The following is a 25538-nucleotide window of genomic DNA, read 5'->3' as shown; positions in this document are numbered from 1 at the left end:
GGCGCTACTTTATATGAAAAAGTCTTTTCTTGCACTTCTGGGACTTGCTCTGCTCGTGTCCGTTAGCGGGTGCGAAGATCTTCTGGAAGAAGATCCCCAATCCGTTCTGGTACCGTCGTTTCTGGGAACTCCGCAGGGCGTGGAGGCCGGCCTGACCGGCGTGTACGCCGGCCACCGCAACATCTACGGCAACGAGCAGGCCATGTACATGGCCGTGACGGGTACCGATGAGTTCATGCGCGGCATTGCCGACCAGGATGGCTTTCACGAGTATGCCCGCGGCCTGAACTTCGGGCCCTCGGCCGGCGTGGTAACCAACCAGTGGAACAACTACTACCAGTACATCAACGGGGCCAACGGCGTGCTGAAATACGCCGCCACGGTGCAGGGCATTCCGGCGGCCCGCGTGCAGCAGATTGTGGCCGAAACCAAAGTGCTGCGCGCCCACTACTACTTCCTGCTGGTGCAGCAGTGGGGCGACGTGCCGCTGCAGCTCGAATTCCGCGATACGCCTACCACCGACATTGCGCGCACGCCCATTGCCGACGTTTACAACGCCATTATTGCGGACCTGACGGATGCGCTGGCCAACATTGCCAACACACCGGGCCAGCCCGGCCGCGTGTCGCGCGCCACGGCCCTGCACATTCTGGCCAAAGTGTACCTGACCCGCGCCACCTCCACGGCCAAGCAGGCCGACGACTACGCCAAGGCCGCGCAGTACGCCGAGGAGCTGATCAACAACCGCACGCGCTACGGCAAAAACCTGGAAGCCGACCCCGCCCGCGTGTTTGCCGACCAGAACGAAAACGGCCCCGAGGTGCTGATGAACGTGCAGTACAGCACCGACCCAACCTTCACGCAGACCAGCGAGCAGAACTACTTCAACGGCGGCAACGCTTCCAGCTTCTTCTACCGCAGCCGCTACGAGCAGGGCATCCCGAACATGGTGCGCGACCTGAAGAACGGCCGGCCATTTGCCCGGTTCGTGCCCACGCCCTACCTGCTCAACTCCTACAACATGCCCGGCGAAGCTGGCCGGACCCTGCGCACCACCGACACGCGCTTCAACAAGTGGTTCACGACCACCTGGTACGTCAACTCGCCGGGCGCGGCCAGTGGCAGCACTGCCGCCATCATCGGCGACACCTCGCTCTGGTACCCCAGCTACGAGCTGCCGGCCGCCGTACTGGCGCGCATCGCCGCCCGCCGCCCGGTGCCTTACCGGGTAATCCAGCCCAGCCAGCACACCCGCGAGTACTACCCCGTGATGAACAAGTACGACGACGTGCGCCGGGCCAGCACCAACGCGCCCTCAGTTCGTCCCTTCATCGTGTACCGCTTGGCTGAAACCTACCTGATTGCCGCCGAGGCCAACATGTACCTCAACAACATGACCAAGGCCGTCGACTTCATCAATACGGTGCGGGTGCGGGCTGCGGCGCCGGGCAAGGAAGCCCAGATGCGCATCACGGCCAGCCAGCTCAACATCGACTTCATTCTGGATGAGCGCACCCGCGAGCTGGGCGGCGAGGTGATGCGCTGGATGGACCTGACCCGCACCGGCAAGCTGGTGGAGCGGGTGAAAACCAACCCCGTAACCCGCGTGCCGGCCACCGTCAATAAGACCGTGCCCGTGAATGGCATCAGCGGCACCTACGGCTCCGACGCGGCGGCCAACATCCAGCCCTACCACGTGCTCCGTCCGATTCCGCAGCAGGACATTGACCGGACCGGCGGTAAGATTACCCAGAACCCCGGCTATTAATTGCCGCCAGGACAGAAGCCGTGGTTTTCCGCAAGGAAGCTACGGCTTCTTCTTCTGGTACCTTGCTCATCTTCCTCAGTCACGCACATATCCTCATGAAGCTGATTTCCAATATCCTGTTCGTAGCAACCGCACTGCTCAGCCACGCGGCCGTAGCCCAGGTCCGGTTGCCACGATTGGTTAGCAACGGAATGGTGCTCCAGCGGGATACGAAGCTGACCCTCTGGGGCTGGGCTGCCCAGGGTGAGAAGGTCGCCCTGACCTTCCGCAACAAAACCTACACCGCCACCACCGGCCCCGCCGGCAAGTGGACCATAACGCTGCCGGCTCAAGCAGCCGGCGGGCCCTACACCATGCGGTTCAAGGCCTCAAACCAGGTAGAACTGACTGATGTGCTGGTAGGCGACGTGTGGCTGCTCTCGGGGCAGTCGAACATGGAAACGCCCATGTCGCGCCTGCGCGACAAGTTTCCGGAGGCCATTGCCCAGGCTGCCAACCCGCGCATCCGGCAGTTTGAGGTGCCCATGACCTCTACCCTGCAGAAGCCCCGCACCGACGTGGCCGGCGGCAAATGGGTAGCCGCCGACCCGCAGACGGTGCTGCAGTTCTCGGCGGTAGGCTACTTCTTCGCCAAGGAAATTAACGCCAAGTACCAGGTGCCGGTGGGCCTCATCAAGGATGCTGTGGGTGGCTCGCCTGCCGAAGCCTGGCTGAGCGCCGACGCCCTGCGCCAGTTCCCGAACTACGTGCAGCAGGCCGATAAGTACCGCGACAGCACCCAGGTAGCCGGGCAGCGGCAGCGCGAAGGCGCGGCCGTAGCCGGCTGGTACCAGCGCCTCTACCAGGCCGACCAGGGCGAGGTCCGCGGCCAGCAAAAATGGTCGGAACCGGCCTACGATGCCCGCGACTGGCGCACCATGGGCGTGCCCGGCTACTGGGCCGACCAGACTCCGCTGGGCCTGGTGAATGGTGTGGTGTGGTTCCGGAAAGAGGTAGAGGTGCCCGCCAGCATGGTAGGGCAGCCTGCCCGCCTGGAGCTGGGCACCCTCGTCGATGCCGACTCTACCTACATCAACGGGCAGTTGGTGGGCACCACCGGCTACCAGTATCCGCCCCGCAAATACGAAGTGAAGCCCGGTGTGCTGAAGGCCGGCAAAAACGTGGTAATCGTGCGCCTGATCAGCAACGGGGGCCGTGGCGGCTTCACGCCCGACAAAAAATACGAGCTGCGGGCCGGTGAGCAGAACCTGGATCTGCGCGGGCCCTGGCAGTACAGGCTGGGCGCCGCGCTGTCGCCTACACCCGGCACAACGCCCTTTCAGTTTCAGCCCGGTGCCCTGTTTAATGGTATGATTGCCCCAGTGCTGCCCTATGCCCTCAAGGGCGTGCTCTGGTACCAGGGCGAGAGCAACGCCGGCCGCCCCCAGGACTACCAAGCCCTGATGACCGGCCTGATCAGTGACTGGCGCGCCCAGTTCCGGCGGCCCGACCTGCCGTTTCTATACGTGCAACTGGCCAATTTCATGGTGACGAGGCCGGAGCCCGGCGAGAGTGGCTGGGCCGAAGTACGCGACGCCCAGCGCCGCACCCTGGCTGTGCCGCGCACCGCCATGGCCGTGGCTACGGATGTGGGCGAGTGGAACGACATTCACCCCCTGGACAAGCAAACCGTGGGGCACCGCCTGGCGCTGGCGGCGCAGCAGGTAGCCTACGGCGAGAAAAAAGTAGTAGCCTCGGGGCCGCTCTACCAGTCCATGCAGGTTAGCGGCAACCAGGTGACGCTGAGCTTTTCGGGTATCGGGGGCGGCTTGGCGGCCCAAGGCGGCGGTGCGCTGAAGCACTTCGCCGTGGCCGGGTCCGACAAGAAATTCGTGTGGGCCCAGGCCCGGATTGAAGGCGACAAGGTGGTGGTTTGGAGCGATGCCGTGCCTACTCCCGTGGCCGTGCGCTACGCCTGGGCCGATAACCCAGAGGGCGCCAACCTCTACAACAAGGAAGGACTACCCGCTTCGCCGTTTCAGGCCAGCGTGCCAGTAACCGCACCGGCTCAATAACTGCCCTTTTGCTGCTTCTAAAGTCTTTCTTCCGAAGCAACCCTACCTACCCGTCGGCTCCCCAGGCTGACGTCCGCACCTACCCGTACTATGCCGCTTTGTTAGGTCCCGAGTTTTCGGGGCCTCAGGGCGTTGCGTTTCCTGACTCCTCCTTTCCCACCCTATGAAGAAACATCTGCTCCTATCGGGGGTGCTGGCCTGCCTGAGCTTGCCCACGGTACAGGCCCAGCAGGCTCCGGCCGCTTACCTCGACCCCTCCAAGCCCGTGAACGTGCGGGTACGGGACCTGATTTCGCGCCTCACCCTGGAGGAAAAGGCCGATCAGATGATGTACAACAGCAAGGCCATTGAGCGGCTGAACATCCCGGCCTACAACTGGTGGAACGAGGCCCTGCACGGGGTAGGGCGGGCGGGTGCCGCTACGGTGTTCCCGCAGGCCATCGGGCTGGGCGCTACTTTCGACGACGACCTGGCCCTGCGTGTGTCCACGGCTATTTCCGATGAGGCCCGCGCCATGTACAACGCCTCCGTGGCCAAGGGCTACCGCCAGCAGTACAGCGGCCTCACGTTCTGGACGCCCAACATCAACATCTTCCGCGACCCGCGTTGGGGTAGGGGCCAGGAAACCTACGGCGAGGACCCGACCCTGACGGGGCGCCTGGGGGTAGCGTTTGTGAAAGGTTTGCAGGGCCCTGACCCCCAGCACCTGAAAGTAGCGGCCTGCGCCAAGCACTTTGCCGTGCACAGTGGCCCCGAGAAGCTGCGCCATGAGTTCAACGCCGTGGCCTCGCCCCAGGATTTGCGGGAAACCTATCTGCCGGCCTTTAAGCAGCTGGTAGATGCCGATGTGGAAGCCGTAATGTGCGCCTACAACGCCACCAACGGGGAGCCCTGCTGCGGCAACCAGTACCTGCTGCAGGATGTGCTGCGCAAGCAGTGGAGCTTTAAGGGCCACATCGTGTCGGACTGCTGGGCGCTGGTGGACTTCTACAAGGGTCACAACGTGGTGAAAACGCCCGCCGAGGCCGCCGCTCTGGCCCTGGAGCGCGGCGTAAACCTGAACTGCGGCAGCGTGTACCCGTCCTTGCCCGAGGCGGTGCAGAAAGGGCTGACCACGGAGGCCAAGATGGACAGCTCCCTGGCCATTCTGCTGCGCACCAAGTTCAAGCTGGGTTTGTTTGACGCCCCCGGCAGCAGCCCCTACGACAAGCTGGGCGCCGAGGTCATCAACAGCCCCCAGCACCGCGCCCTGGCCCGCGAGGCCGCCCAGAAGTCCATTGTGCTGCTGAAAAACAACGGCGTGCTACCCCTGCGCAACGACCTAGCCAAGTACTTCGTGACGGGTCCCAACGCCGCCAACCTCGACGCGCTGCTGGGCAACTACTACGGCGTCAACCCCGAGATGAAAACTATTCTGGAGGGTCTGGTGGCCGGGGTGAGTCCCGCCAGCCAGATGCAGTACCGTCCCGGCGCCTTGCTCGACCGCCCCAACCAGAACGGCGTGGACTGGGTGAGCGGCACGGCCCGCACCTCGGATGCTACGTTTGTAGTGCTGGGCATTACGGGGCTGCTGGAAGGAGAGGAGGGCGAGTCCATTGCCTCTCCCTCATTCGGCGACCGGCTCGACTACAACCTGCCCCAGAACCAGATTGATTTCCTGCGTGGCCTGCGCAAAAACAACACCCAGCCCATCGTAGCCATCATTACTGGCGGCAGCCCCATGAACCTCTCGGAGGTGCACGAACTGGCCGATGCCGTGGTGCTGGCCTGGTACCCCGGTCAGGAAGGCGGCAACGCCGTGGCCGACATCGTGTTCGGGAAAGTGTCGCCCTCGGGCAAGCTGCCCATCACCTTCCCCAAGAGCCTCGACCAGCTGCCCGCCTACGAAAGCTACGGCATGCTGGGTCGCACCTACCGCTACATGAGCCAGGAGCCCATGTACCCCTTTGGCTACGGCCTGAGCTACGCCAAATTTGAGTACTCCGGCCTGAAGCTGCCCAAGAAAGCAGCCCGGAACAAGCCGGTAGAAGTAGAAGCCACCGTGCGCAACACTGGCAAAGTAGCCGGTGAGGAAGTGGTGCAGCTCTACCTCACCCATACCCCTCGACAGGGCCAGCAGATTCCGCGCTACGCCCTCAAACACTTCCGCCGCGTGCAGCTTCAGCCCGGCGCCAGCGCCACCATCAAGTTCACCCTCACCCCCGAGCAGCTGGCCCTCATCGACGCCCAGGGCAAATCGGTAGCGCCCACCGCCCCCGTGACCATTGCCGTGGGCGGCTCCCTACCCTCTGCGCGCAGCCAAACCCTCGGGGCCAGCAAGCCGGCCACGGCGGTGTTGGCGGTTAAGTAATTTCTGGTTCGCCTACCTCCTGTCTTCTCTTCGAGGGGCTAAAAGCTGGAAGTATAAGCTGACTTCTCGGCTGGAGGGGGGAGGGAAAGATAAGCCAGAATGATGCTGAAACTAGTTCCCCTATCCTTTTCCGGAGAGGGGCCAAGGGAAGCCGATTGATTTTCCTACCCCTCCAGTAGCTCCCAACCACAGCCCAGCCAGGCTCCCACATTGCCTGCCGGGGCTGCTTTTAAACACCCACTTTTCCCATTTATCATGTTCAAAACCTCTACTCTTTTTGCCGGAGCGCTACTCGCTCTCCTCGGCAATGGGGCCGCCTGGGCGCAGAATGCGCCCGTGGTGCAGCAGGCCGAAACCGGCACCTTGGGCGCCGACTGGAACACTGCCACTCAGGCCGACGTGCAGTACGTGACCGTGAAGCCCACGGCTACGATTAACAGCCAGAACCCCGGCACGGCCGCGCGCGTCATCACCTACTCCGTAACGTTCCCCGGCGCCGGCGCCTACGACCTCTACGCCCGTGTGCGGGTAGGACCCGCCACCGCCAACGACGACAGTTTCTACTACGGTAATGGCTTCGGGACCAAGCAGGTCGATGCTGACGCCGACTGGATTACCGTCAACCAGCTGAACTCCGTGGGCTACACCAGCGGCAACATTGCCGTGGACGGAGCCGGCGGGGCAACCAATGGCGTCTGGAAGTGGATTAACCTCTCAAAATTCAACGGGGGCGAGGCGCCCATCAACTTCACAGTAGCAGCCGGCAGCCTGACCCAGACCTTTCAGATTGGGGCCCGGGAAGACGGCCTGGACATTGACAAGCTGGTATTTGGCGCTACGGGCCTCCACTTCACCGTGGCTAACCTCGATGCCGGCGCCCAGGGCTCTACTACCGCCCCGGTTACCTTTATTCCCAAAGGTCCGGTGCTAGCGGCCGGTAAGTCGAAGTTCCTGGGCGGGGTGTACAGCCAGCCCCAGAAGCCTTTCTTCAACGCCTACTTCAACCAGGTAACGCCGGAAAACGCCGGCAAGTGGGGCAGCGTGGAAGGCACCCGTAACCAGATGAACTGGACCGAGCTGGACTCGGCCTACGCTCTGGCCAAGACTAAGGGCTACCCCTTCAAGATGCACACCCTCATCTGGGGGCAGCAGCAGCCGGTCTGGATTGAAAACCTGCCCGCTGCCGAGCAGCTGGCCGAAATCAACGAGTGGTTTGCGGCCGTGGCCCAGCGCTACCCCGACCTCGACCAGATTGAGGTCGTGAACGAAGCTACCAACGACCTGCCCCTGAACGGCTCCACTGGCAACAACGGCCCCAACACCCCCGGCAGCGGCGCCGGCAACTACTACGAAGCCCTGGGTGGGGCCGGCGCCACCGGCTGGGACTGGGTAATCAAGTCGTTTCAGCTGGCCCGGCAATACTTCCCCAAGGCCCAGCTCATGATCAACGACTACGGCGTAATCACCAGCAGCGGTAGCGCCCAGCGCTACCTCGGCATCATCAACCTGCTCAAGGAGCGCAACCTGGTGGACGGGGTAGGCATTCAGGGTCACGCCTTCGAGACCCGTAACATCCCGGCCGCTACTCTGCAGGCCAACCTCGATGTGCTGGCTTCGGCCGGCAAGCCGCTTTATATTACGGAGCTGGACATTGATGGTGTAAACTCCTCGAACCAGCTTGACGATGCCGTGCAGTTGGCCGAGTACCAGCGCGTATTCCCCACCCTCTGGACGCACCCGGCCGTGAAGGGCGTGACCCTGTGGGGCTACCGTCCCGGCCACTGGCGCACGGCCCAGGGCGCCTACCTCGCCAACGCCGACAACACCGAGCGCTCGGCGCTGGCCTGGCTGCGCACCTACGTGCAGGCCACCGTGCTCAGCAGCAAAGCCGCCCAAGCCTCCAAGGTGCGGGTGTACCCCAACCCCGCCACCCATGGCCGCATTACCCTCAGCGGCCTGAGCAAAGCCGCGCAGGTGCGGGTACTGGATCTGCAGGGCCGGGTAGTACAACAGTTGAGCGCCAAAGCCCTGCCTACCCAGGAGCTGCAGCTGGCAGTAGCCCCCGGTTTGTATGTAGTGCAGGTAGAGGAGAGTGGGCAATTACTTTCTTATAAAGTAGTTCTCCAGTAGCATAGAGCGGCTTTAGCACCTGGTTTCCGGTTAAATAGAACTATCACGAACAAGGCGCGTAGTGCAGATAGTGCGCTACGCGCCTTGTTCGTTTTACTATTCGAAGATATTCTACGAAAATAAAATTATTGCTTGCTGCCTATCGGAACCGTTTTCGGAAACGTTTTCGGTATTTTTATTTGAAAATAAGCCTGTTACAAGGGTTTTGATAGTATCTTCTGGAAAAGCTGTTGCTGTATATTCGAATACTAAACCCTGGAAGTGGTCTTTTAGCGGCGACAGGCAACAAGCTGGTATAGGTAGTTGCGGTAGTGGCTAAAATTGAATATTTCCAAGCGTTGCTGATCTGTGGTCCGCTGCCTAGCGGACCCTGGCTTCCCACTGGGCTACCCCGGTAGCTCCCCTGAACTCCCACCCATGAACTACCTGCTCGGGTACGATATCGGCAGCTCCTCCATTAAAGTAGCCCTGCTCGATGCCGATTCTGGCCGCTGCCTGGCCAGCGTCACCTCTCCTAAAAAGGAAATGGAAATACTGGCGCCGCTGGCCAGCTGGGCCGAGCAGCGCCCGGAGCGGTGGTGGCAGGAGGTAGTAAATGCTACCCACGAGCTAAAGCAGACCTACGGCTTCGATGCCACGCAGGTAGCCGGTATCGGCATTACCTACCAGATGCACGGCCTGATACTGGTAGATAAGAACGGCAAGGTGCTGCGCCCCGCCATTATCTGGTGCGACAGCCGCGCCGTGGAGTACGGCAACCAGGCCTTCGAGGGCCTGGGAGAGGAGTACTGCCTGCAGAACCTGCTGAACTCGCCCGGCAACTTCACAGCTTCCAAGCTCAAGTGGGTAAAGGAAAACGAGCCGGCCATTTTCGAGCAGATCCACAAAATTCAGCTGCCCGGCGACTTTATTGCCTTTCAGATGACCGGCCGCCTGTGCACCACGGTGTCGGGTTTATCGGAAGGGGTGTTCTGGAACTTCCGGGAGCAGGCCATTGCCCAGGACTTGCTGGATTTCTACGGCATCAGCCGCGACCTGCTGCCCGAGGTAGTGGATACCTTCGCCGAGCAGGGCCGCTTGACACCTGAGGCCGCCCAGGAGCTGGGCCTGCACGCCGGCACGCCCATTGCCTACCGCGCCGGCGACCAGCCCAACAACGCCTTCTCTCTCAACGTGCTGCAGCCCGGCGAAATTGCCGCTACGGCCGGCACCTCGGGGGTAGTATATGGCATCAGCGACCAGCCCGTAGTAGATGCCCGCTCCCGCGTGAATGCCTTCGTGCACGTCAACAGCACTCCGGCTCAGCCCCGTAATGGCATGCTCTTGTGCGTAAACGGCACGGGCATTCTGAACAGCTGGCTCCGCAAGGTTGTGGGCGAGCTCCCTTACGACGAAATGAACCAGCTGGCGGCGCAAGCCCCGGTAGGAGCGGAGGGGCTGCAGTTCCTGCCCTTCGGCAACGGCGCCGAGCGAGTGCTGGAAAACCGCCCCACTACCGCCGAGCTGCGCGGCCTCAGCTTCAATATTCACGGCCGGAGCCATGTGCTGCGCGCCGCCCAGGAAGGCATCGTTTTCGCCCTAAACTACGGCATGGACATCATGCGAGAGTCGGGAGTGCAGGTGCGCAAGGTGCGCGCCGGCAACGCCAACATGTTCCTGAGCCCAGTGTTCCGCGAGGCCTTCGTGAACAGCGGCAACGTGGAGCTGGAGCTTTATAACACCGATGCGGCCCAGGGCGCGGCCCGTGGTGCCGGCATAGGGGTAGGGCTTTACGCCAGCCCCACAGAAGCCTTCACCGGGCTGGAGCGCATCCTGACCCTGGAGCCTACCCCTGCCCTGCAGGAGCAATACCACTCAGCTTATGCCCGCTGGCATGAGGCCCTCACCCAACAAATTCTTTCACCTACCACTACTTCCCACCATGTCGCTCAGCACGCTTTCTAAGACGGAGTACTTCAAGGGCATCGATACCATTAAGTTTGAAGGTCGTGAGTCGGACAACCCGCTCGCATTCAAATGGTACGATGAGAACCGCATTGTAGCCGGCAAGACGATGAAGGAGCACCTGCGCTTCGCCATTTCGTACTGGCACACCTTCACCGGCACCGGCGGTGACCCGTTTGGCCCCGGCACCAAGCAGTTTTCCTGGGATGCTAAAGGTGATATTCTGGGCCGTGCTCAGGACAAGATGGACGCTGCCTTCGAGTTCTTCACCAAGCTCGGCACCCCTTACTACTGCTTCCACGACATCGACCTGGTGGACGAAGGCTCTTCGCTGAGCGAGTACGAAAGCAACCTGCAGCGCATTGTAGAGTACGCCAAGCAGAAGCAGCAGGAAACCGGCATTAAGCTGCTGTGGGGCACGGCCAACGTGTTTTCGAACCCGCGCTACATGAACGGCGCTTCTACCAACCCCGATTTCGCAGTGGTAGCCCACGCCGGCACTCAGGTGCTGAATGCGCTGGACGCGACGATTGCTCTGAACGGCGAAAACTACGTGTTCTGGGGTGGCCGCGAAGGCTACATGACCCTGCTCAACACCAACATGAAGCGCGAACTGGAGCACATGGGTCGTTTCCTGACCATGGCCCGCGACTACGCCCGCAAGCAGGGCTTCCAGGGCAAGTTCTTCATTGAGCCCAAGCCCGCCGAGCCCACCAAGCACCAGTACGACTTCGACGCCGCTACCGTAATCGGCTTCCTGAAAGAGTACGGCCTGCAGGACGACTTCATGCTGAACCTGGAAGTAAACCACGCCACCCTGGCTGGCCACACCTTCCAGCACGAGCTGCAGGTAGCCGCCGACGCCAATATGCTGGGCTCTATGGACGCCAACCGTGGTGACTATCAGAACGGCTGGGATACCGACCAGTTCCCCAACAACCTAAATGAGCTGACCGAATCGATGCTCATCATTCTGGAGCACGGCGGCATCAAGCCCGGTGGCATCAACTTCGACGCCAAAACCCGCCGCAACTCCACCGACCTGGAGGATATTTTCGTGGCCCACATCGGCGGCATGGACACCTTCGCCCGCGCCCTGGTGGTAGCCAACGACATCCTGGAGAAGTCGGCTTACCGCAAGTTCCGCACCGAGCGCTACGCCTCGTTTGACTCGGGTGAGGGTGCTGCCTTCGAGAAAGGCCAGCTGACCCTGGAAGACCTGCGCCGCATTGCCCACGAGCACGGCGAGCCCACCCTGCGCAGCGGCAAGCAGGAGTGGCTGGAAAACATCATCAACCAGTACATCTAAGCGACTTTACAAACGAAACTGGCCGGCCTTCCTAAGGGCGTGGGAACCCAAGGGGGAAAGGTCGGCCAGGATCGTTTGTTGCTTGTACCGGAAAATACAGAACGTCGTGCTGAGCTTGTCGAACCGAAGGTCGGCATAGCCAAGCATCTCTACCGCTTCGCCGGGGTTTATCCCACCGAAGCCGGTAGAGATGCTTCGGCAAGCTCAGCATGACGTTTTTTTGTGCCCGACCTTTCCCACTGTTTCCTACCTCCCGCCCATGTCCCAACCTTTCTCCCTACCCCGCCTGTTGCGCCAAACCCTCGGCCTGGCTACTGGCCTGGTCCTGCTAACGGCTGCTCCAACAGAGGCCCAAACCATCCCCATAACCGTGCAGCCCGGCAACCCGAAAGTCGTCATCAGCAAGCACATTTACGGGCACTTTGCCGAGCACCTGGGCCGGTGTATTTACGACGGCTTTTGGGTAGATGAAAAGCTGAACGTACCCAAGCAGGGCCGCATCCGGATGGATATTGTGGAGGCCCTGCGCAAGATTAAGGTGCCCAACCTGCGCTGGCCCGGCGGCTGCTTTGCCGATACCTACCACTGGCGCGACGGGGTAGGGTCCGCGGCTCAGCGCCCCAAAATGCTGAACATGTGGTGGGGCAACAACCTGGAGGACAACTCCTTCGGGACCCACGAGTTCCTGGAGCTGTGCAAGCTGCTGGGCACCGAGCCCTACCTGGCGGCCAACGTAGGCAGCGGCACGGTGCAGGAAATGGCCGGCTGGATGGAGTACCTCAACTCTAACGACGATACGCCGCTGGTGCTGGAGCGCCGCAAAAACGGCCATCCTGAGCCGTATGGCGTGTCGTGGTGGGGCATTGGCAACGAAAGCTGGGGCTGCGGCGGCAACATGACGGCCGAGTACTACACCGATGTGTACAAGCGTTACGCCACCTTCGCCCACAGCTACCCCGCCTCGCCGCCGCTCAAGAAAATCGTGAGCGGGGCTAACGGCGACGATGCCCACTGGACGGAAACGTGCATGAAAAACATCCCGCTCAACCAGATGTGGGGCCTGACCCTGCACCAGTACACCCTGCCCACCGGTAGCTGGACGGGTAGTAAGGGCAAGGCCACCGGTTTCGATGAGCAGCAGTACTTCAACACCTTGCGCAACTGCCTGAAAATAGACGCCGTGGTCACCAAGCACGCCGCCATCATGGACAAGTACGACAAGGACAAGAAGGTAGCGCTGCTGGTGGACGAGTGGGGCGTATGGACCGACGTGGAACCGGGCACCAACCCCGGCCATCTGTACCAGCAAAACACCCTTCGCGATGCCCTGGTGGCCGGTACTACCCTCAACATCTTCAATAACCACGCCGACCGGGTGCGTGGGGCCAACCTGGCCCAGGCCGTGAACGTGCTGCAGGCCCTCGTCCTGACCGACAAGGAGCGGATGCTGCTCACGCCTACCTACCACGTCTTCGATCTGTACCAGGTGCACCAGGATGCCCAACTCCTGCCCCTGCAGTTTGCCAGCCCCGACTACGTGCTCAACGGCGAGAAGCTGCCGGCCCTGAACGCCTCCGCCTCGCGGGACAAGGCCGGCGTCGTGCACATTTCCCTGGTCAACCTCGACACGAAGAAAAGCCAGAAGCTGGAAACCGTCCTACCCGGCGTCAGCTGGAAAACTGTGTCGGGCCGCATCCTCACCTCCGGTAACGTGGCCGACCACAACACCTTCGACAAGCCCAACAACGTTAAGCTGGCCGCCTTCAACGGCGCCCGCAAGCGCGGCGACAAGCTCAGCGTGGAAGTGCCCCCGCAGTCGGTGCTGGTGCTGGAATTGAAGTAAGTATTTGTCGAGGCAGCGGCGGCGTGTGCCCGGCTGCTCCATCATTCAGAACCGATTTATGAAACCTCAGAAAGCACTCGTGTGCCTTGCGCTAGCCGGCCTTGGCCTCGGCTTTGGACCCAAGGCGGATCAGCCCTTGAAGGATGCCTTCAAAAAGGATTTCTACGTGGGCGCTGCCCTCAACAACCGCCAGATAAGCGGCCGTGATGCTAAGTCGATGGACCTGGTGAAGAAGCATTTCAACACCATCAGCCCCGAAAACCTGCTCAAGTGGGAGGCTGTGCACCCGAAACCGGACACGTACAACTTCAAGCCCGCCGACGACTACGTGGCCTTCGGGCAGCAAAACAAAATGTTCACGATTGGCCACACTCTGATGTGGCACCAGCAAACGCCCAAGTGGGTGTTTGAGGATGCTGAGGGCAAACCCGCCAGCCGGGAACTGCTGTTGAAGCGGCTGGAGGAGCACATTAACACGGTGGTGGGGCGCTACAAAGGCAAAATTGCGGGCTGGGACGTGGTAAACGAAGCCATCGACGACCAGCAGGGTGACCTGCGCAAAACCAAATGGTTGGAAATCCTCGGGGAGGATTTTGCCGCCAAGGCCTTTGAGTATGCCCATAAAGCTGACCCCAAAGCACAGCTCTACTACAACGACTACAGCCTCTACCGTCCCGAAAAGCGGGCGGGCGTCATCAAGCTGGTCAAGAGCCTGCAGGCGAAAGGCATCAAGGTGGACGCCATTGGCATGCAGGGCCACTACGGCCTCACTAAGCCTAGCCTAGAGGATGTGGAAGCCAGCATCGTGGCCTTCTCTCAGTTGGGATGCAAAGTCAATTTCACGGAGTTGGACATCGACGTGCTGCCGAACCCCAGCCGCCGCCAGGGCGCCGACATTGCCGAAACGTTCGGGGCCGATGCCAAATACAACGTGTACACCACCGGCCTGCCTGATTCGGTGCAGCAGAAGCTGACCAAACGCTACGCCGACCTGTTTGCTCTGTTTCACAAGCACCGCGACGTCATCGACCGGGTTACGCTCTGGGGCGTGACCGACGCCGACTCCTGGCTGAACGACTGGCCGATCCGAGGCCGCACGAGCTACCCTTTGCTGTTTGACCGCAACTACCAGCCAAAGCCAGCGGTGCAGGCAGTGCTCCGGGCGAGCAAGTAAGCCCGAACCAGATACGCTACCGGCTACTGACGCGGCAGAATGTTAACACTCGCTGCCGTAGCCACAGTTGCCGGGTCAGTTTCATTTCATCTTCAAGGTTATTCGATGTCTCCATCCCTCCATAGGTTAACCCGCTTCTCGCTGGCCCTACTGCTGCTCTTACTGGCCTACACGCCAAGCTGGGCCGATACGCCGACTGGCTTAGGCGAAACCTACATTTCCGCGAAAAAAAGCAAGGGTAGCTTTGCCTTGGCCGCCTCCGGCAAGGTAGCGCCGCTGTTCGCCAGTGCCCAGGATTGGCCCGGCGTGTTGCGCGCCGCCCGGGATTTGCAGGCTGACGTGCAGCGGGTTACCAAGCAGCAGCCTGCCCTGACGACTGACCAGGCGCCCAAAGGCAAAGAGGTGGTGCTGATTGGTACCCTGGGCAAAAGTCCGCTGATTGATGGGCTGGTGCAAGCCGGCAAGCTGGATGCCTCAGCTCTGATGGGCAAGTGGGAAACGTTTGTGGTGCAAACGGTTGACAAGCCGATGGCGGGCGTAGACCGGGCCCTAGTAATTGCCGGCAGCGACAAGCGCGGCACCATCTATGGCATCTATGATGTGTCGCAGCAAATCGGGGTGTCGCCGTGGTACTGGTGGGCCGATGTGCCGGTGCAGCCGCAGAAGGCGCTCTATGTGGCGGCGGGGCGCCACACCCAGGGCGAGCCAAAAGTGAAGTACCGCGGCATCTTCCTCAACGACGAGGCGCCGGCCCTGAGCGGCTGGGCCAAGGAGAAGTTCGGGGGCATCAACTCGAAGATGTACGTGCACGTGTTTGAGTTGATTCTGCGCCTGAAGGGCAACTACCTGTGGCCCGCCATGTGGGGCAATGCCTTCAACGACGACGACAAGCAAAGCCCGGTGCTGGCCGACGAGTACGGCGTGGTAATGGGTACATCCCACCACGAGCCCATGCTGCGGGCCCAGCAGGAGTGGAAGCGCTTCGGCTCGGGCCCCTGGAACTACCAGACCAACCAGAAAACGCTGGCCGACTTCTGGCGCCAGGGCATCGTGAACATGGGCACCCACGAAAGCATCGTGACTATTGGCATGCGCGGCGACGGCGACGAGCCCATGAGCGAGGAAAGCAACATTTCCCTGCTGGAGCGCATCGTGGCCGACCAGCGCCAGATTCTGGCCGAAGCCACCGGCAAACCGGCCGAGCAAACGCCCCAGCTCTGGGCCCTCTACAAGGAAGTACAGGACTACTACGACCGGGGCATGCGCGTACCCGACGACGTGACGCTGCTGCTCTGCGACGATAACTGGGGCAACCTTCGCAAGCTGCCCAAGCCCGGTGAGAAGCCCCGCAGCGGCGGCTACGGCATCTACTACCACTTCGACTACGTGGGTGGCCCACGCAACTACAAGTGGCTGAACACGAACCCGCTACCCCGCATCTGGGAGCAAATGCACCTGGCCCACGAGTACGGCGCCAACCAGATCTGGATTGTGAACGTGGGCGACCTGAAGCCCATGGAGCTGCCCATCAGCTTCTTCCTGAATTACGCCTGGAACCCCGACCAGATTAAGGCTACCGACGTGGCCGCATATACCCAGCGCTGGGCTGCCGAGCAGTTTGGGGAGAAGAATGCCGCCGACATTGCCGACATCTTGGCCAAGTACGCCAAGTACAACGCCCGCCGCAAGCCCGAGCTGCTCGACCAGAAAACCTACAGCCTCGCTACCGGCGAGTGGGCCACGGTAGTAGCCGAGTACAACCAGCTGCTAGCCCGCGCCGAAGCCATCAACCAGAAGATTCCGGCCACCTCCCGCGACGCCTACTACCAGTTGGTGCTGCACCCTGTGCAGGCCTGCGCCAACCTCAACGAGCTGTACTACACCGTGGCCCTGAACCACGATGCGGCCCAAAAAGGCCAGGCCAACACCAATGAGCTGGCCGAAAAAGCCCGGGCCCTCTACGCCAAGGATGCCGAAATTACGAAGCGCTACCACGCCCTGGCCGGAGGCAAGTGGAACCACATGATGGACCAGACTCACATCGGCTACACCTACTGGCAGCAGCCCAACGAGCAGAAAATGCCCGAAGTGAAAACTCTGTCGCTTAAAGAAGCTAAGGTGATTGTAGAGCCAACAGTCCCCGCTGCCACGCCCAAGCCTGCTGCAGTATCCGGCGCTGGTTTCGTGGAGACGGATGGCTACGTGAGCATGGAAGCCGAGCACTACACCAAAGCCGTAAACGCTGGCTCCGTTACCTGGCAGCACCTGCCCGACCTGGGCCGCACCCTGGGTGCCATGACCACCTTCCCCGTTACAGCCGCCGCGCAGGCCGCGCCCGGTGGTGAGTCGCCTCACCTGCAGTACACCATCACGTTGCAGCAGGCCGGCCCCGTTACGGTGCACGCCTACCTGGCGCCTACCCTGAATTTCACCGCTGGGAAAGGCTTGCAATACGCCGTTTCCATTGACGACGAAGCGCCCCAGCTCGTCAATCTGCACACCGGCATGGTGGCCGATAATGGTAACAGACCCTGGGAACGGGCTGTAGCCGAAAGCATCATCATCAAAACATCCCAGCACAACATAGCCGCCGCGGGCACCCACACCGTGAAATTCTGGCGCGTGGATCCCGGTGTGGTGCTGGAAAAGCTGGTTATCAGCCGGGGTACGCTGCCAGCCACCTACCTCGGTCCGCCGGAAAGCCCAACTGCCACGTCCGCCGCGGGCAAAGGCAGCGTCGGCCGCCGCTAGCAGCTGCCAGTATCTTTTTTTCAACCCTGTTCGGCTTCGCGCCGGGCAGGGTTGTTTGTTGTTGGCCCCAGAGGTGTCCAGCCGGGTCGGTGTGGTCAAGAACGTCATTCCGAGCTTGTCGAGGAATCTCGCGTGCTGACGTACGATTAGCACCACAACATCAGCACGCGAGATTCCTCGACAAGCTCGGAATGACCATTAGCCTGGAACGTATATCTGGAACGCATATACAGCCAGCTAGGGAAGCATTAACCGGCTTTTAAGAAGTTAGGGTGGGGTAGGGGACCTATGGTTGTACCTGAACAATACCCCGGTTCCGGCGTAAAGACACGTCAGGTCTTTTACCAGGCCAAGATGTTGTACCCTATGGAAGCTAACCCGGCCCAACGGTAAGCGGTTGTTTGCAGTAGAGTGCGGTACGTGGTGCGGGCTTTTCAACTTTCTATTTTCTATGTCGACGACCTCTTCAACCGATAACCCGGGCGAGTTTCCGCAGGAGCCGCGTCCTGAGGACGGCACGCGCCGTTCCTTCATGAAACAGGCCGGCGGCATTCTGGGGCTGGCCCTGGCTCCGCCCTTCGCCGGGCCGGCCGAGCGCCTGGCCGCCTACTCCAAAACGGTGGAAGGCGTAACGACCATGCAGCTGAAAGTAAACGGCACCGTGCGCTCGTTTCAGGCTGAGCCCCGCGTGAGTTTGCTTGATGCCCTGCGCGAGTATCTCGACTTGACCGGCACCAAGAAAGGCTGCGACCATGGCCAGTGCGGGGCGTGCACCGTGCACGTAGATGGCCGCCGCATTACGAGCTGCCTGACCCTGGCCGTGATGAACCAGGGCAAGGAAATAACTACCATTGAAGGATTGGCGAAGGGAGAGGAACTGCACCCCATGCAGGAGGCCTTCATCAAGCACGATGGGTTTCAGTGCGGCTACTGCACCCCCGGCCAGATTATGTCGGCCGTGGCGTGCGTGCGCGAGGGTCATGCCGGTTCGGATGCCGAAATCCGGGAGTACATGAGCGGCAACCTGTGCCGCTGCGGGGCCTACCCCAACATTGTAGCCGCCGTGCGCGAGGTGCAGCAAAAAGGAGGAAAAGTCTAGATGAACAACTTCAGCTACACCCAGGCCAGTTCGGCCAAGGAAGCCACCGGCATCCGCAAAGACAAGCCCCAGGCCGCCTACATTGCCGGCGGTACTACCCTCCTGGATTTGATGAAGGCCAACCTGGAGGAGCACCCGCAGCTGGTTGACATCAACGTGCTGCCCTTCAAAGGCATCGAGCAAACCAAGGACGGGCTGCGCATCGGGGCCTTGGAGCGCATGAGCGACGTAGGCGAAAATGCACTGGTAAAACAGCAGTTCCCGGCCGTTTCGGAGTCGCTGCTGCTGGCGGCCTCGCCCCAGCTGCGGAATATGGCCAGCATTGGGGGCAACATCTTGCAGCGCACTCGCTGCGGCTACTTCCGCGACGCCGCGTTTCCGTGCAACAAGCGCGTGCCCGGCTCCGGCTGTCCCGCCCAGCAGGGCGACAACCACAACCTCGCCATCCTGGGCGTGAGCGAGGCCTGCATTGCCACCAGTTACCCCGGCGACCTGAGCGTAGCCCTGGCTGCCTTCGATGCCGTCCTGACCTTGGAAAACCAGAAGGGCAAGCAGCGCCGCGTACCCATCACGGAGTTTTATCGATTGCCCGGCAACACCCCGCACATTGAAACCGTGCTGGAGCCCGGCGAGCTAATCGTGTCCATTCTGGTGCCGGCAGCCGCTTACACCCAACGTTCCACTTACCTTAAGGTGCGCGAGCGAAGCAGCTACGCCTATGCTCTGACCTCAGCGGCCGTGGGTCTGGAAGTGCAGGGCGGTTCCATCCGCGCAGCTCGCGTAGCCCTGGGTGGGGTAGGAGCTCAGCCCTGGCGTTCCCGCGAGGCCGAGCAGATTCTGACTGGTGCCCCTGCTACCGAAGCTACGTTCCGGGCGGCGGCGGCGGCGGCTCTGCGTGGAGCCCAGCCCCGGGAGCATAACCGCTTCAAGGTAGAGCTGGCCCAGAACACGCTGGTGCAGGCTTTGCAGAAAGTAGCGGGATAGGCTCCCGCCGAATGGGTAGGCAAGTTCATGCCGCCTTAGGCGCGCAGTCGTGGCCTACCCCCCAATCCTTGCTGAACCCAGCGCCCGCGAGGGATGAAGCAGGATGTTGTTTTCTCCGCTTAACGTTTAGACTTCCTCATGGATACCGAACCCGCATTCTTTGAAACCAACCCCAAGGCCGGCTCCGTGGGCCAACCCCTGGACCGGGTGGATGGCCGGGCCAAAGTGACGGGTCAGGCTCGCTACTCGGCTGAGTTCAACAGCCTGCCCGGCCTGGTGCACGCCGTGCTCAAAACCAGCGAGGTAGCCAAAGGCCGCATCCAGAGCATTGATACCAGTCTGGCCCTGAAAGAGCCGGGGGTAGTAGCCATTCTCACCCATCAGAACCTGCCCCAGCTGGCCAAAACGCCCAACAGCCCTGAGGGGAAAAAGGCCATTGGCGCCCCTATGGGCTTCCTACCCCTCACCTCCGACCAGGTGCACTACGCCGGGCAGCCGGTAGCTATTGTGCTGGCCAATACCCTAGAGCGGGCCCAGCACGCAGCTGCCCTGGTGCGGGTAAATATTGCCGCTGAAAAGCCCCTGGCTTCCTACGCCGATCCGCGCGCTGAGCTGTTCGATCCGCAGAAAGTGCAGGATGGCAAAACTCAGGGCCATACGGTGCGCGGCAACCCCAAAGCGGCCTTCGCAGCGGCGCCGGTGCAGCTTACCCACACCTACGAGCACGCCATCAACCACCACAACCCCATGGAGCCGGGCTCTACTACGGCCCATTGGGAAGCCCCGGACCGCGTAACGGTGTATGAATCGACGCAGGGGGTGACGCGCACGCAGAAGGCCCTGAGTGCCATGCTGGGCCTGCCTACTGAGCAGGTGCGCGTCGTCACGAAGTACCTCGGCGGCGGCTTTGGCTGCAAGGGCTCCACCTGGCCCCACACCGTCCTGACGGTGCAGGCAGCTAAGGCGGTTGGTCGGCCCGTGAAGCTGGCCCTCACGCGCCCGCAGATGTTCACCAGCATGGGTCACCGCGAAGACCAGACCCAGACCCTGAAAGTAGGCGCAACCAAGGACGGCAAGCTGCTGGCTCTCATCCACGAGAAAACCTCCACCACCTCGCCCTGGGACAACTACGCGGAGCCCAACAGCCGGATCATCAACCTGCTCTACAACTGCCCCGCGTTTGAATCGACGTACCAGCTGGCCCGCGCCGACGTGATGACCTCCACGTTTATGCGCGCCCCCGGCGAGGCGCCCGGCTCATTTGCTATTGAGTGCTCCATGGATGATCTGGCCTACCAGTTGGGCATTGACCCCTTGGAAATTCGGCTGCGCAACTATGCTGAAAAAGACCCCAGCAGCGGCAAACCGTGGAGCAGCAAAAGCCTGAAGCAATGTTACGCCCGCGGGGCCGAGCTGTTCGGCTGGAGCAAGCGCAATCCCCAGGCCGGCGCTACCCGCGACGGCCGCCTGCTGGTGGGCTGGGGCATGGCAACCGCTTCCTACCCCGTGCACAACAACCAAGGCACCGCCCGCGTCCGCCTCTACGCCGATGGACACGCGGTGGTGCAAACCGGCGCCACCGACCTGGGCACCGGCACCTACACCGTCATGACCCAGGTAGCGGCCGACGCGCTGTGGCTCACGCCCGATAAAATCCGGTTTGAGTTGGGCGACACCCGGCTGCCCACCGCTCCTAACTCGGGCGGGTCGGTAGCGGCGGGCACGGTGTCGTCGTCTATTTACATGGCGGCTCAGGACGTGTGGCAAAAGCTCATCAAGCTGGCTACCCAGGATAAAAAGTCGCCCCTGTACCGGGCCAAAGCGGCTGATGTGGTGGTAGAAAACGGCCGCATGGTACTTAAGGCCAACAAAGCCAAAGGCGAAGACTTTGCGACCCTGATGAAGCGTAACGAAACCACCGACATTGAGGGCACTGGCAACGGTAAGTACGGCGCCGGCTACGAATCGGGCCTGGCCGCCGGCCCCGCCGACTCGGGCCACCAGGACGACATGGCTGGCCACTCCATGCACTCCTTTGGCGTGCACTTCTGCGAGGTAAAAGTTGACCCCGACCTGGGCACCGTGCGCGTTTCGCGCTGGGTAAGCGTGCACGCCGCCGGCCGCATCCTGAACGCCAAAACCGCCCGCTCCCAGATTATCGGGGGCAGCATTTTCGGCATCGGTAACGCCCTCATGGAAGGCACCTTCCGCGACCCGAACTTCTCCCGGTACACCAACTCCAACCTCGCCGACTACCACGTCCCCGTCTGCGCCGACATTCCTGATATGACCGTGGAATTCATTGAGGAGCACGACCCTTACATTAATGCCATGGGCGTGAAGGGCATCGGCGAAATTTCGATGGTAGGCGTGTCGGCAGCCGTGGCCAATGCCGTATTCCACGCCACCGGCAAGCGCATTCGTAGCCTGCCCATCACCCCAGATAAAGTGCTGGAAACGAAAAAGGTGCAAGCCTAAGTTATCGATCCGTATGCTCCGGCTGCACCCTGGAACGGTACAGAGAAGCTGAAAACAGTTGGCTGCATGCTCGGGTTAGAACATCCGGGCATGCAGCCTGCAGATTCCTTTCTGCGTAGTGCTTGTTGATCAGCGGTTAGCTGATTTATCGATTATGACCGAATTACAACGCCTTTTGCGGGCTTATGATGAACACCGCGCCGCCGGCCGCGCCTGCGCGTTGGCCTCGGTGGTAGATGTAGCCGGCTCGGCCTACCGCCGGCCCGGCGCCCGTATGCTGGTAACAGATGAAGGCCAGCTGACCGGGGCCATCAGTGGGGGCTGCTTGGAAGGGGATGCCCGCCAGCGGGCCCGCCGCACCATTCAGCAAGGTCGCCCCATGGTAGTTACCTACGACTCGACCGACCCCGACGATGACCTGCAGTTTGGAGCTGCCTTGGGCTGCCAGGGCGTTGTGCAGATTCTGCTGGAGCCCCTAGATTTTCAGAACCCCGATAACCCCGTGGAGCTGTTACGCCGCTGGGCCGATGGGGTAGAAAAACCTGCCGTGGTAGCCACTGTGTTTGGGGTGGCCGGTTTGAGCTCCGAAGTAGGGGTAGGGCAGCGCCTGCTGCTCACCCACAACCACGCCGCTCAGGGCACCCTGCCGGAACAGGCGGCGCTCTACCCCCAGATTCTGGCCGATGCTCAGGCGGCCCTTGCCGCCGGTCAGCCCGCTACCCGGCACTACCCTGTAGAGGCTGGCACCGTGCGCGTAAGCCTGGAAATACTGCGGCCCCCGGTGCGCCTGACGGTGTACGGGGCCGGCAACGACGTGCAGCCCTTGGTGCGACTGGCTTCGGGGTTGGGCTGGCGCGTGCAGGTAGTGGATGGCCGGCCAGCCCAGGCCCAACTCAATCGGTTTCCGGAGGCCGATGTGGTGCGGGTGCTACCCCTGGCTCAGGTGGAAACCGAGCCCTACGACGGCAGCTTCGCCCTGCTGATGACCCACAACTACTATTACGACCTAGCGGTGCTGCGCCACCTGCTGCCCGACCCGAGCACTACCTATATTGGCTTGCTAGGCCCTCGCAAGAAATATGAGCGCCTCCTCGACGACCTCCGCCAGCAAACCCCCGATGCCGCCGAGCAGCTGCAGGGCCGCATCCACAGCCCCATTGGCCTGAACCTGGGCGCCGAAACGCCCGAGGAAATTGCCTTGTCCATCATTGCCGAAATCCAGGCGGTGCTTACCAAGCGCCCCGCCGGCTTCCTCCGCGACTCCCCGCATCCTATCCACCCGCCCCTGCGTGCTGATGGGCCACTGGTGGCAGAGGGCCGGGTAGATGCCGTGTGTGGCTTGTAGCCTGCGGCATCACGCTATTGCGCCCTACCCCCTGATCTGCCTTAAACCTCTTCATGCCCGCCATCATTCTGCTTGCCGCCGGTGCTTCCACGCGTTTGGGTCGACCTAAACAACTGCTGCGCTACCACGGCCAGACGCTACTGCGCCGTGCCGCCGAAACGGCCATAGCCGCCGCAGCTGGCGCGGCGGTAGTGGTAGTAACCGGTGCCCAGCATCATGCTCTGCTGCCGGAACTGGCTGGGTTGCCAGTAACGGTAGCGCACTGCCCGGCGTGGAAACAGGGAATGGGGGCCTCCATAAAATGCGGCCTGGCAGCCCTGGAGAAGCATCAGGCCCTGCCGGAAGGTATAACGCTTATGCTCTGCGACCAGCCGCACGTAACCCCGGCGCTCCTGCAGCAGCTTGCCGCCACCCACGTTGCCACTGGCCGCGCTATTGTGGCCTGCGCCTATGCGAGTGTGCACGGCGTGCCCGTATTTTTCAGCGCCTCGGCGGTTCCGTTACTCCGTCAGCTGCCCGATGAGGCCGGCGCGGGCCAGCTCCTGAAGCGCCACTCGGAACTGGTTGCGTCGGTGCCTTTCCCCCAGGGTGCGATTGATGTGGACACGGAAGCGCAGTACGCCGCCTTGCTGGCCGGGGAATAGCGCCTGCTGGGGAAACAAAATGGTAGTGCCGAGCTGGCAACCGCAACCAGGAATTCCCGTTATCTTGGCCGTTGCCACATTTCCCCTCGCTTATATGAGCACTACCCCGGCCGCCGCGGCGGACCCCTCCTTCGATACCGTTCCTAAGGACGACAAGCGTATTACCCGCGGCTGGACTTTCTATGACTGGGCCAACTCGGTTTACCCGCTTGTGATTACCAGCTCTATCTTTCCCATTTATTGGGGCTCGATGGTAAAGGCCGTTACCAACACGGACAGCGGTAAAACGCCGGTTGAGTTCCTGGGGCTGCATGTGCCCGGTACTTCTCTGCAGAACTATTCCGTATCAGCAGCCTTCCTCATTATTGCTTTAATTAGCCCCCTGCTTACTGCTCTGGCCGATTTCTCGGGGCGGAAGAAGCTGTTCTTGCAGATATTCTGCTACATCGGGGCTATTTCCTGCGCTTGTCTGTACTTCTTTGAGCCCAACACGTTCACCATTAGCGTGTTTGTGTTTATCATGGCTACGGTAGGCTTTTCAGGCTCCATTGTATTCTACAACTCCTATCTGCCTGATATTTCCTCGGAAAAGAATTTCGATTCTCTTTCAGCCAGGGGCTTTTCGATGGGGTACATTGGATCAGTGCTTCTACTGATCCTGTGCCTGATGCTGATTCAGGGCCCTACCTTATCAGGTACGCCTATGTTTGGCCTCGACGCTGGCACCGCCACGCGCTACAGCTTTCTACTAACCGGTATCTGGTGGGCGGGCTTTGCCCAGATTCCGTTTTTTACCCTGCCCGCCGACCGTGGCCGCCCCGCTGGTGCTGTCTCAGAGTCGGGCTGGCTACTGAACGGCTTCCGGGAGTTGGGCAAAGTGTGGGAAGAAACCAAGCATCAACCCAACCTGAAGCGCTTCCTGCTAGCCTATTTTACTTACAACATGGGCGTGCAAACGGTAATGTACGTCGCTACCCTCTTCGGTGACGAGGAATTGCACCTGGATAGCAAGTCGCTTATTATTACCATTCTACTACTTCAGATTGTGGGTATTCTGGGCGCTTACCTCTTCTCTAAGCTCTCGGAGCGCATCGGCAATACGCGCGCCCTCAGTTGGGCCGTGTTCATCTGGATGCTGATTTGTATTGCTGGCTATTTCGTGCAGGCCGGCTGGAGCTTCTATGCCCTGGCGGCTATCATTGGCCTGACCATGGGTGCGGTGCAGAGTTTGTCGCGCTCCACCTACTCCAAAATCATCCCGGAAAACACGCCCAACTCCGCCGCTTATTTCAGCTTCTTCGACGTAACCGAGAAAGTCGGTATTGTAATCGGGCTGGTTGTATTCGGAGGAATTTCGCAGCTAATGGACGGCAACATGCGCTATAGTATTCTAGCCCTGATTGTGTTCTTTATTCTGGGGTTGATTTTCCTGTTGCAGCTGCGCGGCAAAAGGCTGCGCGACACAGACGCTTCAGAAGCCACTACGCTAGGCCCGCCGCCCGCCACCCCAAACGTGGGCATGCCCGCTTCCGCCCGCTAATCTGCCCTATCCTCCCTTTCACAGTAAAAGCCGCGTCAGCTACCTGACGCGGCTTTTGCATTCAGCGGCCAACCAACCTTGCCTGAAACGGTTACTTTGGCGTTGTTTCTAAATTATCCTTTTTC

At 61.3% G+C, this 25538-nt stretch carries 15 protein-coding genes; all 15 read left to right on the top strand.

Going from position 1 to position 25538, the window contains the following annotated elements; translation table 11 throughout:
- Window positions 1-13: 13 nt before the first annotated feature.
- The 15 genes from FGZ14_RS08220 (at window position 14) to FGZ14_RS08150 (ending at window position 25413) form a co-directional block, all read left to right on the top strand.
- Window positions 14-1768, top strand: coding sequence for a RagB/SusD family nutrient uptake outer membrane protein (locus FGZ14_RS08220; protein WP_139923177.1), 1755 nt, complete (start codon window positions 14-16; stop codon window positions 1766-1768).
- A 95-nt stretch (window positions 1769-1863) separates the two neighbouring features.
- Window positions 1864-3822, top strand: coding sequence for a sialate O-acetylesterase (locus FGZ14_RS08215; RefSeq protein WP_139923175.1), 1959 nt, complete (start codon window positions 1864-1866; stop codon window positions 3820-3822).
- Window positions 3823-3985: 163 nt separating this feature from the next.
- Window positions 3986-6172, top strand: coding sequence for a glycoside hydrolase family 3 N-terminal domain-containing protein (locus FGZ14_RS08210; protein ID WP_139923173.1), 2187 nt, complete (start codon window positions 3986-3988; stop codon window positions 6170-6172).
- A 255-nt stretch (window positions 6173-6427) separates the two neighbouring features.
- A complete protein-coding gene (locus tag FGZ14_RS08205) occupies window positions 6428-8302 on the top strand; it encodes an endo-1,4-beta-xylanase (RefSeq protein ID WP_139923171.1) in 1875 nt (624 codons plus the stop codon).
- A 417-nt stretch (window positions 8303-8719) separates the two neighbouring features.
- Window positions 8720-10246, top strand: coding sequence for a xylulokinase (locus tag FGZ14_RS08200; protein WP_139923169.1), 1527 nt, complete (start codon window positions 8720-8722; stop codon window positions 10244-10246).
- A complete protein-coding gene (gene xylA / locus FGZ14_RS08195) occupies window positions 10224-11555 on the top strand; it encodes a xylose isomerase (RefSeq protein ID WP_139923167.1) in 1332 nt (443 codons plus the stop codon). The genes FGZ14_RS08200 and xylA overlap by 23 nt, the downstream gene beginning before the upstream one ends.
- A gap of 259 nt (window positions 11556-11814) precedes the next feature.
- Entirely contained in the window at window positions 11815-13398 is a 1584-nt protein-coding gene (locus tag FGZ14_RS08190) for an alpha-N-arabinofuranosidase (RefSeq protein WP_139923165.1), read from the top strand.
- A gap of 58 nt (window positions 13399-13456) precedes the next feature.
- Window positions 13457-14572 (top strand): endo-1,4-beta-xylanase, encoded by a 1116-nt coding sequence (locus FGZ14_RS08185; RefSeq protein ID WP_139923162.1) that lies wholly within the window; start codon window positions 13457-13459, stop codon window positions 14570-14572.
- A gap of 105 nt (window positions 14573-14677) precedes the next feature.
- Window positions 14678-17323, top strand: a complete 2646-nt coding sequence (locus tag FGZ14_RS08180) for a glycosyl hydrolase 115 family protein (protein ID WP_139923160.1) — start codon at window positions 14678-14680, stop codon at window positions 17321-17323.
- A gap of 451 nt (window positions 17324-17774) precedes the next feature.
- Window positions 17775-18422: a (2Fe-2S)-binding protein gene (locus tag FGZ14_RS08175; protein ID WP_139923158.1), complete on the top strand. Its 648-nt coding sequence runs from the start codon at window positions 17775-17777 to the stop codon at window positions 18420-18422.
- Window positions 18423-19406 (top strand): xanthine dehydrogenase family protein subunit M, encoded by a 984-nt coding sequence (locus FGZ14_RS08170; protein ID WP_139923156.1) that lies wholly within the window; start codon window positions 18423-18425, stop codon window positions 19404-19406. It begins immediately after the preceding gene.
- A 138-nt stretch (window positions 19407-19544) separates the two neighbouring features.
- Complete coding sequence (locus FGZ14_RS08165; protein ID WP_139923154.1) at window positions 19545-21884, top strand: xanthine dehydrogenase family protein molybdopterin-binding subunit; 2340 nt, start codon at window positions 19545-19547, stop codon at window positions 21882-21884.
- Between the two features lie 154 nt (window positions 21885-22038).
- Window positions 22039-23229, top strand: coding sequence for an XdhC family protein (locus tag FGZ14_RS08160; RefSeq protein ID WP_139923152.1), 1191 nt, complete (start codon window positions 22039-22041; stop codon window positions 23227-23229).
- A 53-nt stretch (window positions 23230-23282) separates the two neighbouring features.
- The gene (locus FGZ14_RS08155; RefSeq protein WP_139923150.1) at window positions 23283-23873 is read left to right on the top strand and encodes an NTP transferase domain-containing protein; all 591 of its coding nucleotides are present in this window, start codon (window positions 23283-23285) and stop codon (window positions 23871-23873) included.
- 94 nt (window positions 23874-23967) lie between these two features.
- A complete protein-coding gene (locus tag FGZ14_RS08150; RefSeq protein WP_139923148.1) occupies window positions 23968-25413 on the top strand; it encodes an MFS transporter in 1446 nt (481 codons plus the stop codon).
- Window positions 25414-25538: the final 125 nt, after the last annotated feature.

The sequence above is a fragment of the Hymenobacter sp. DG01 genome (assembly GCF_006352025.1).
Taxonomy (GTDB): Bacteria; Bacteroidota; Bacteroidia; order Cytophagales; family Hymenobacteraceae; genus Hymenobacter.
This window is presented reverse-complemented; position numbering and strand designations above follow the sequence as displayed.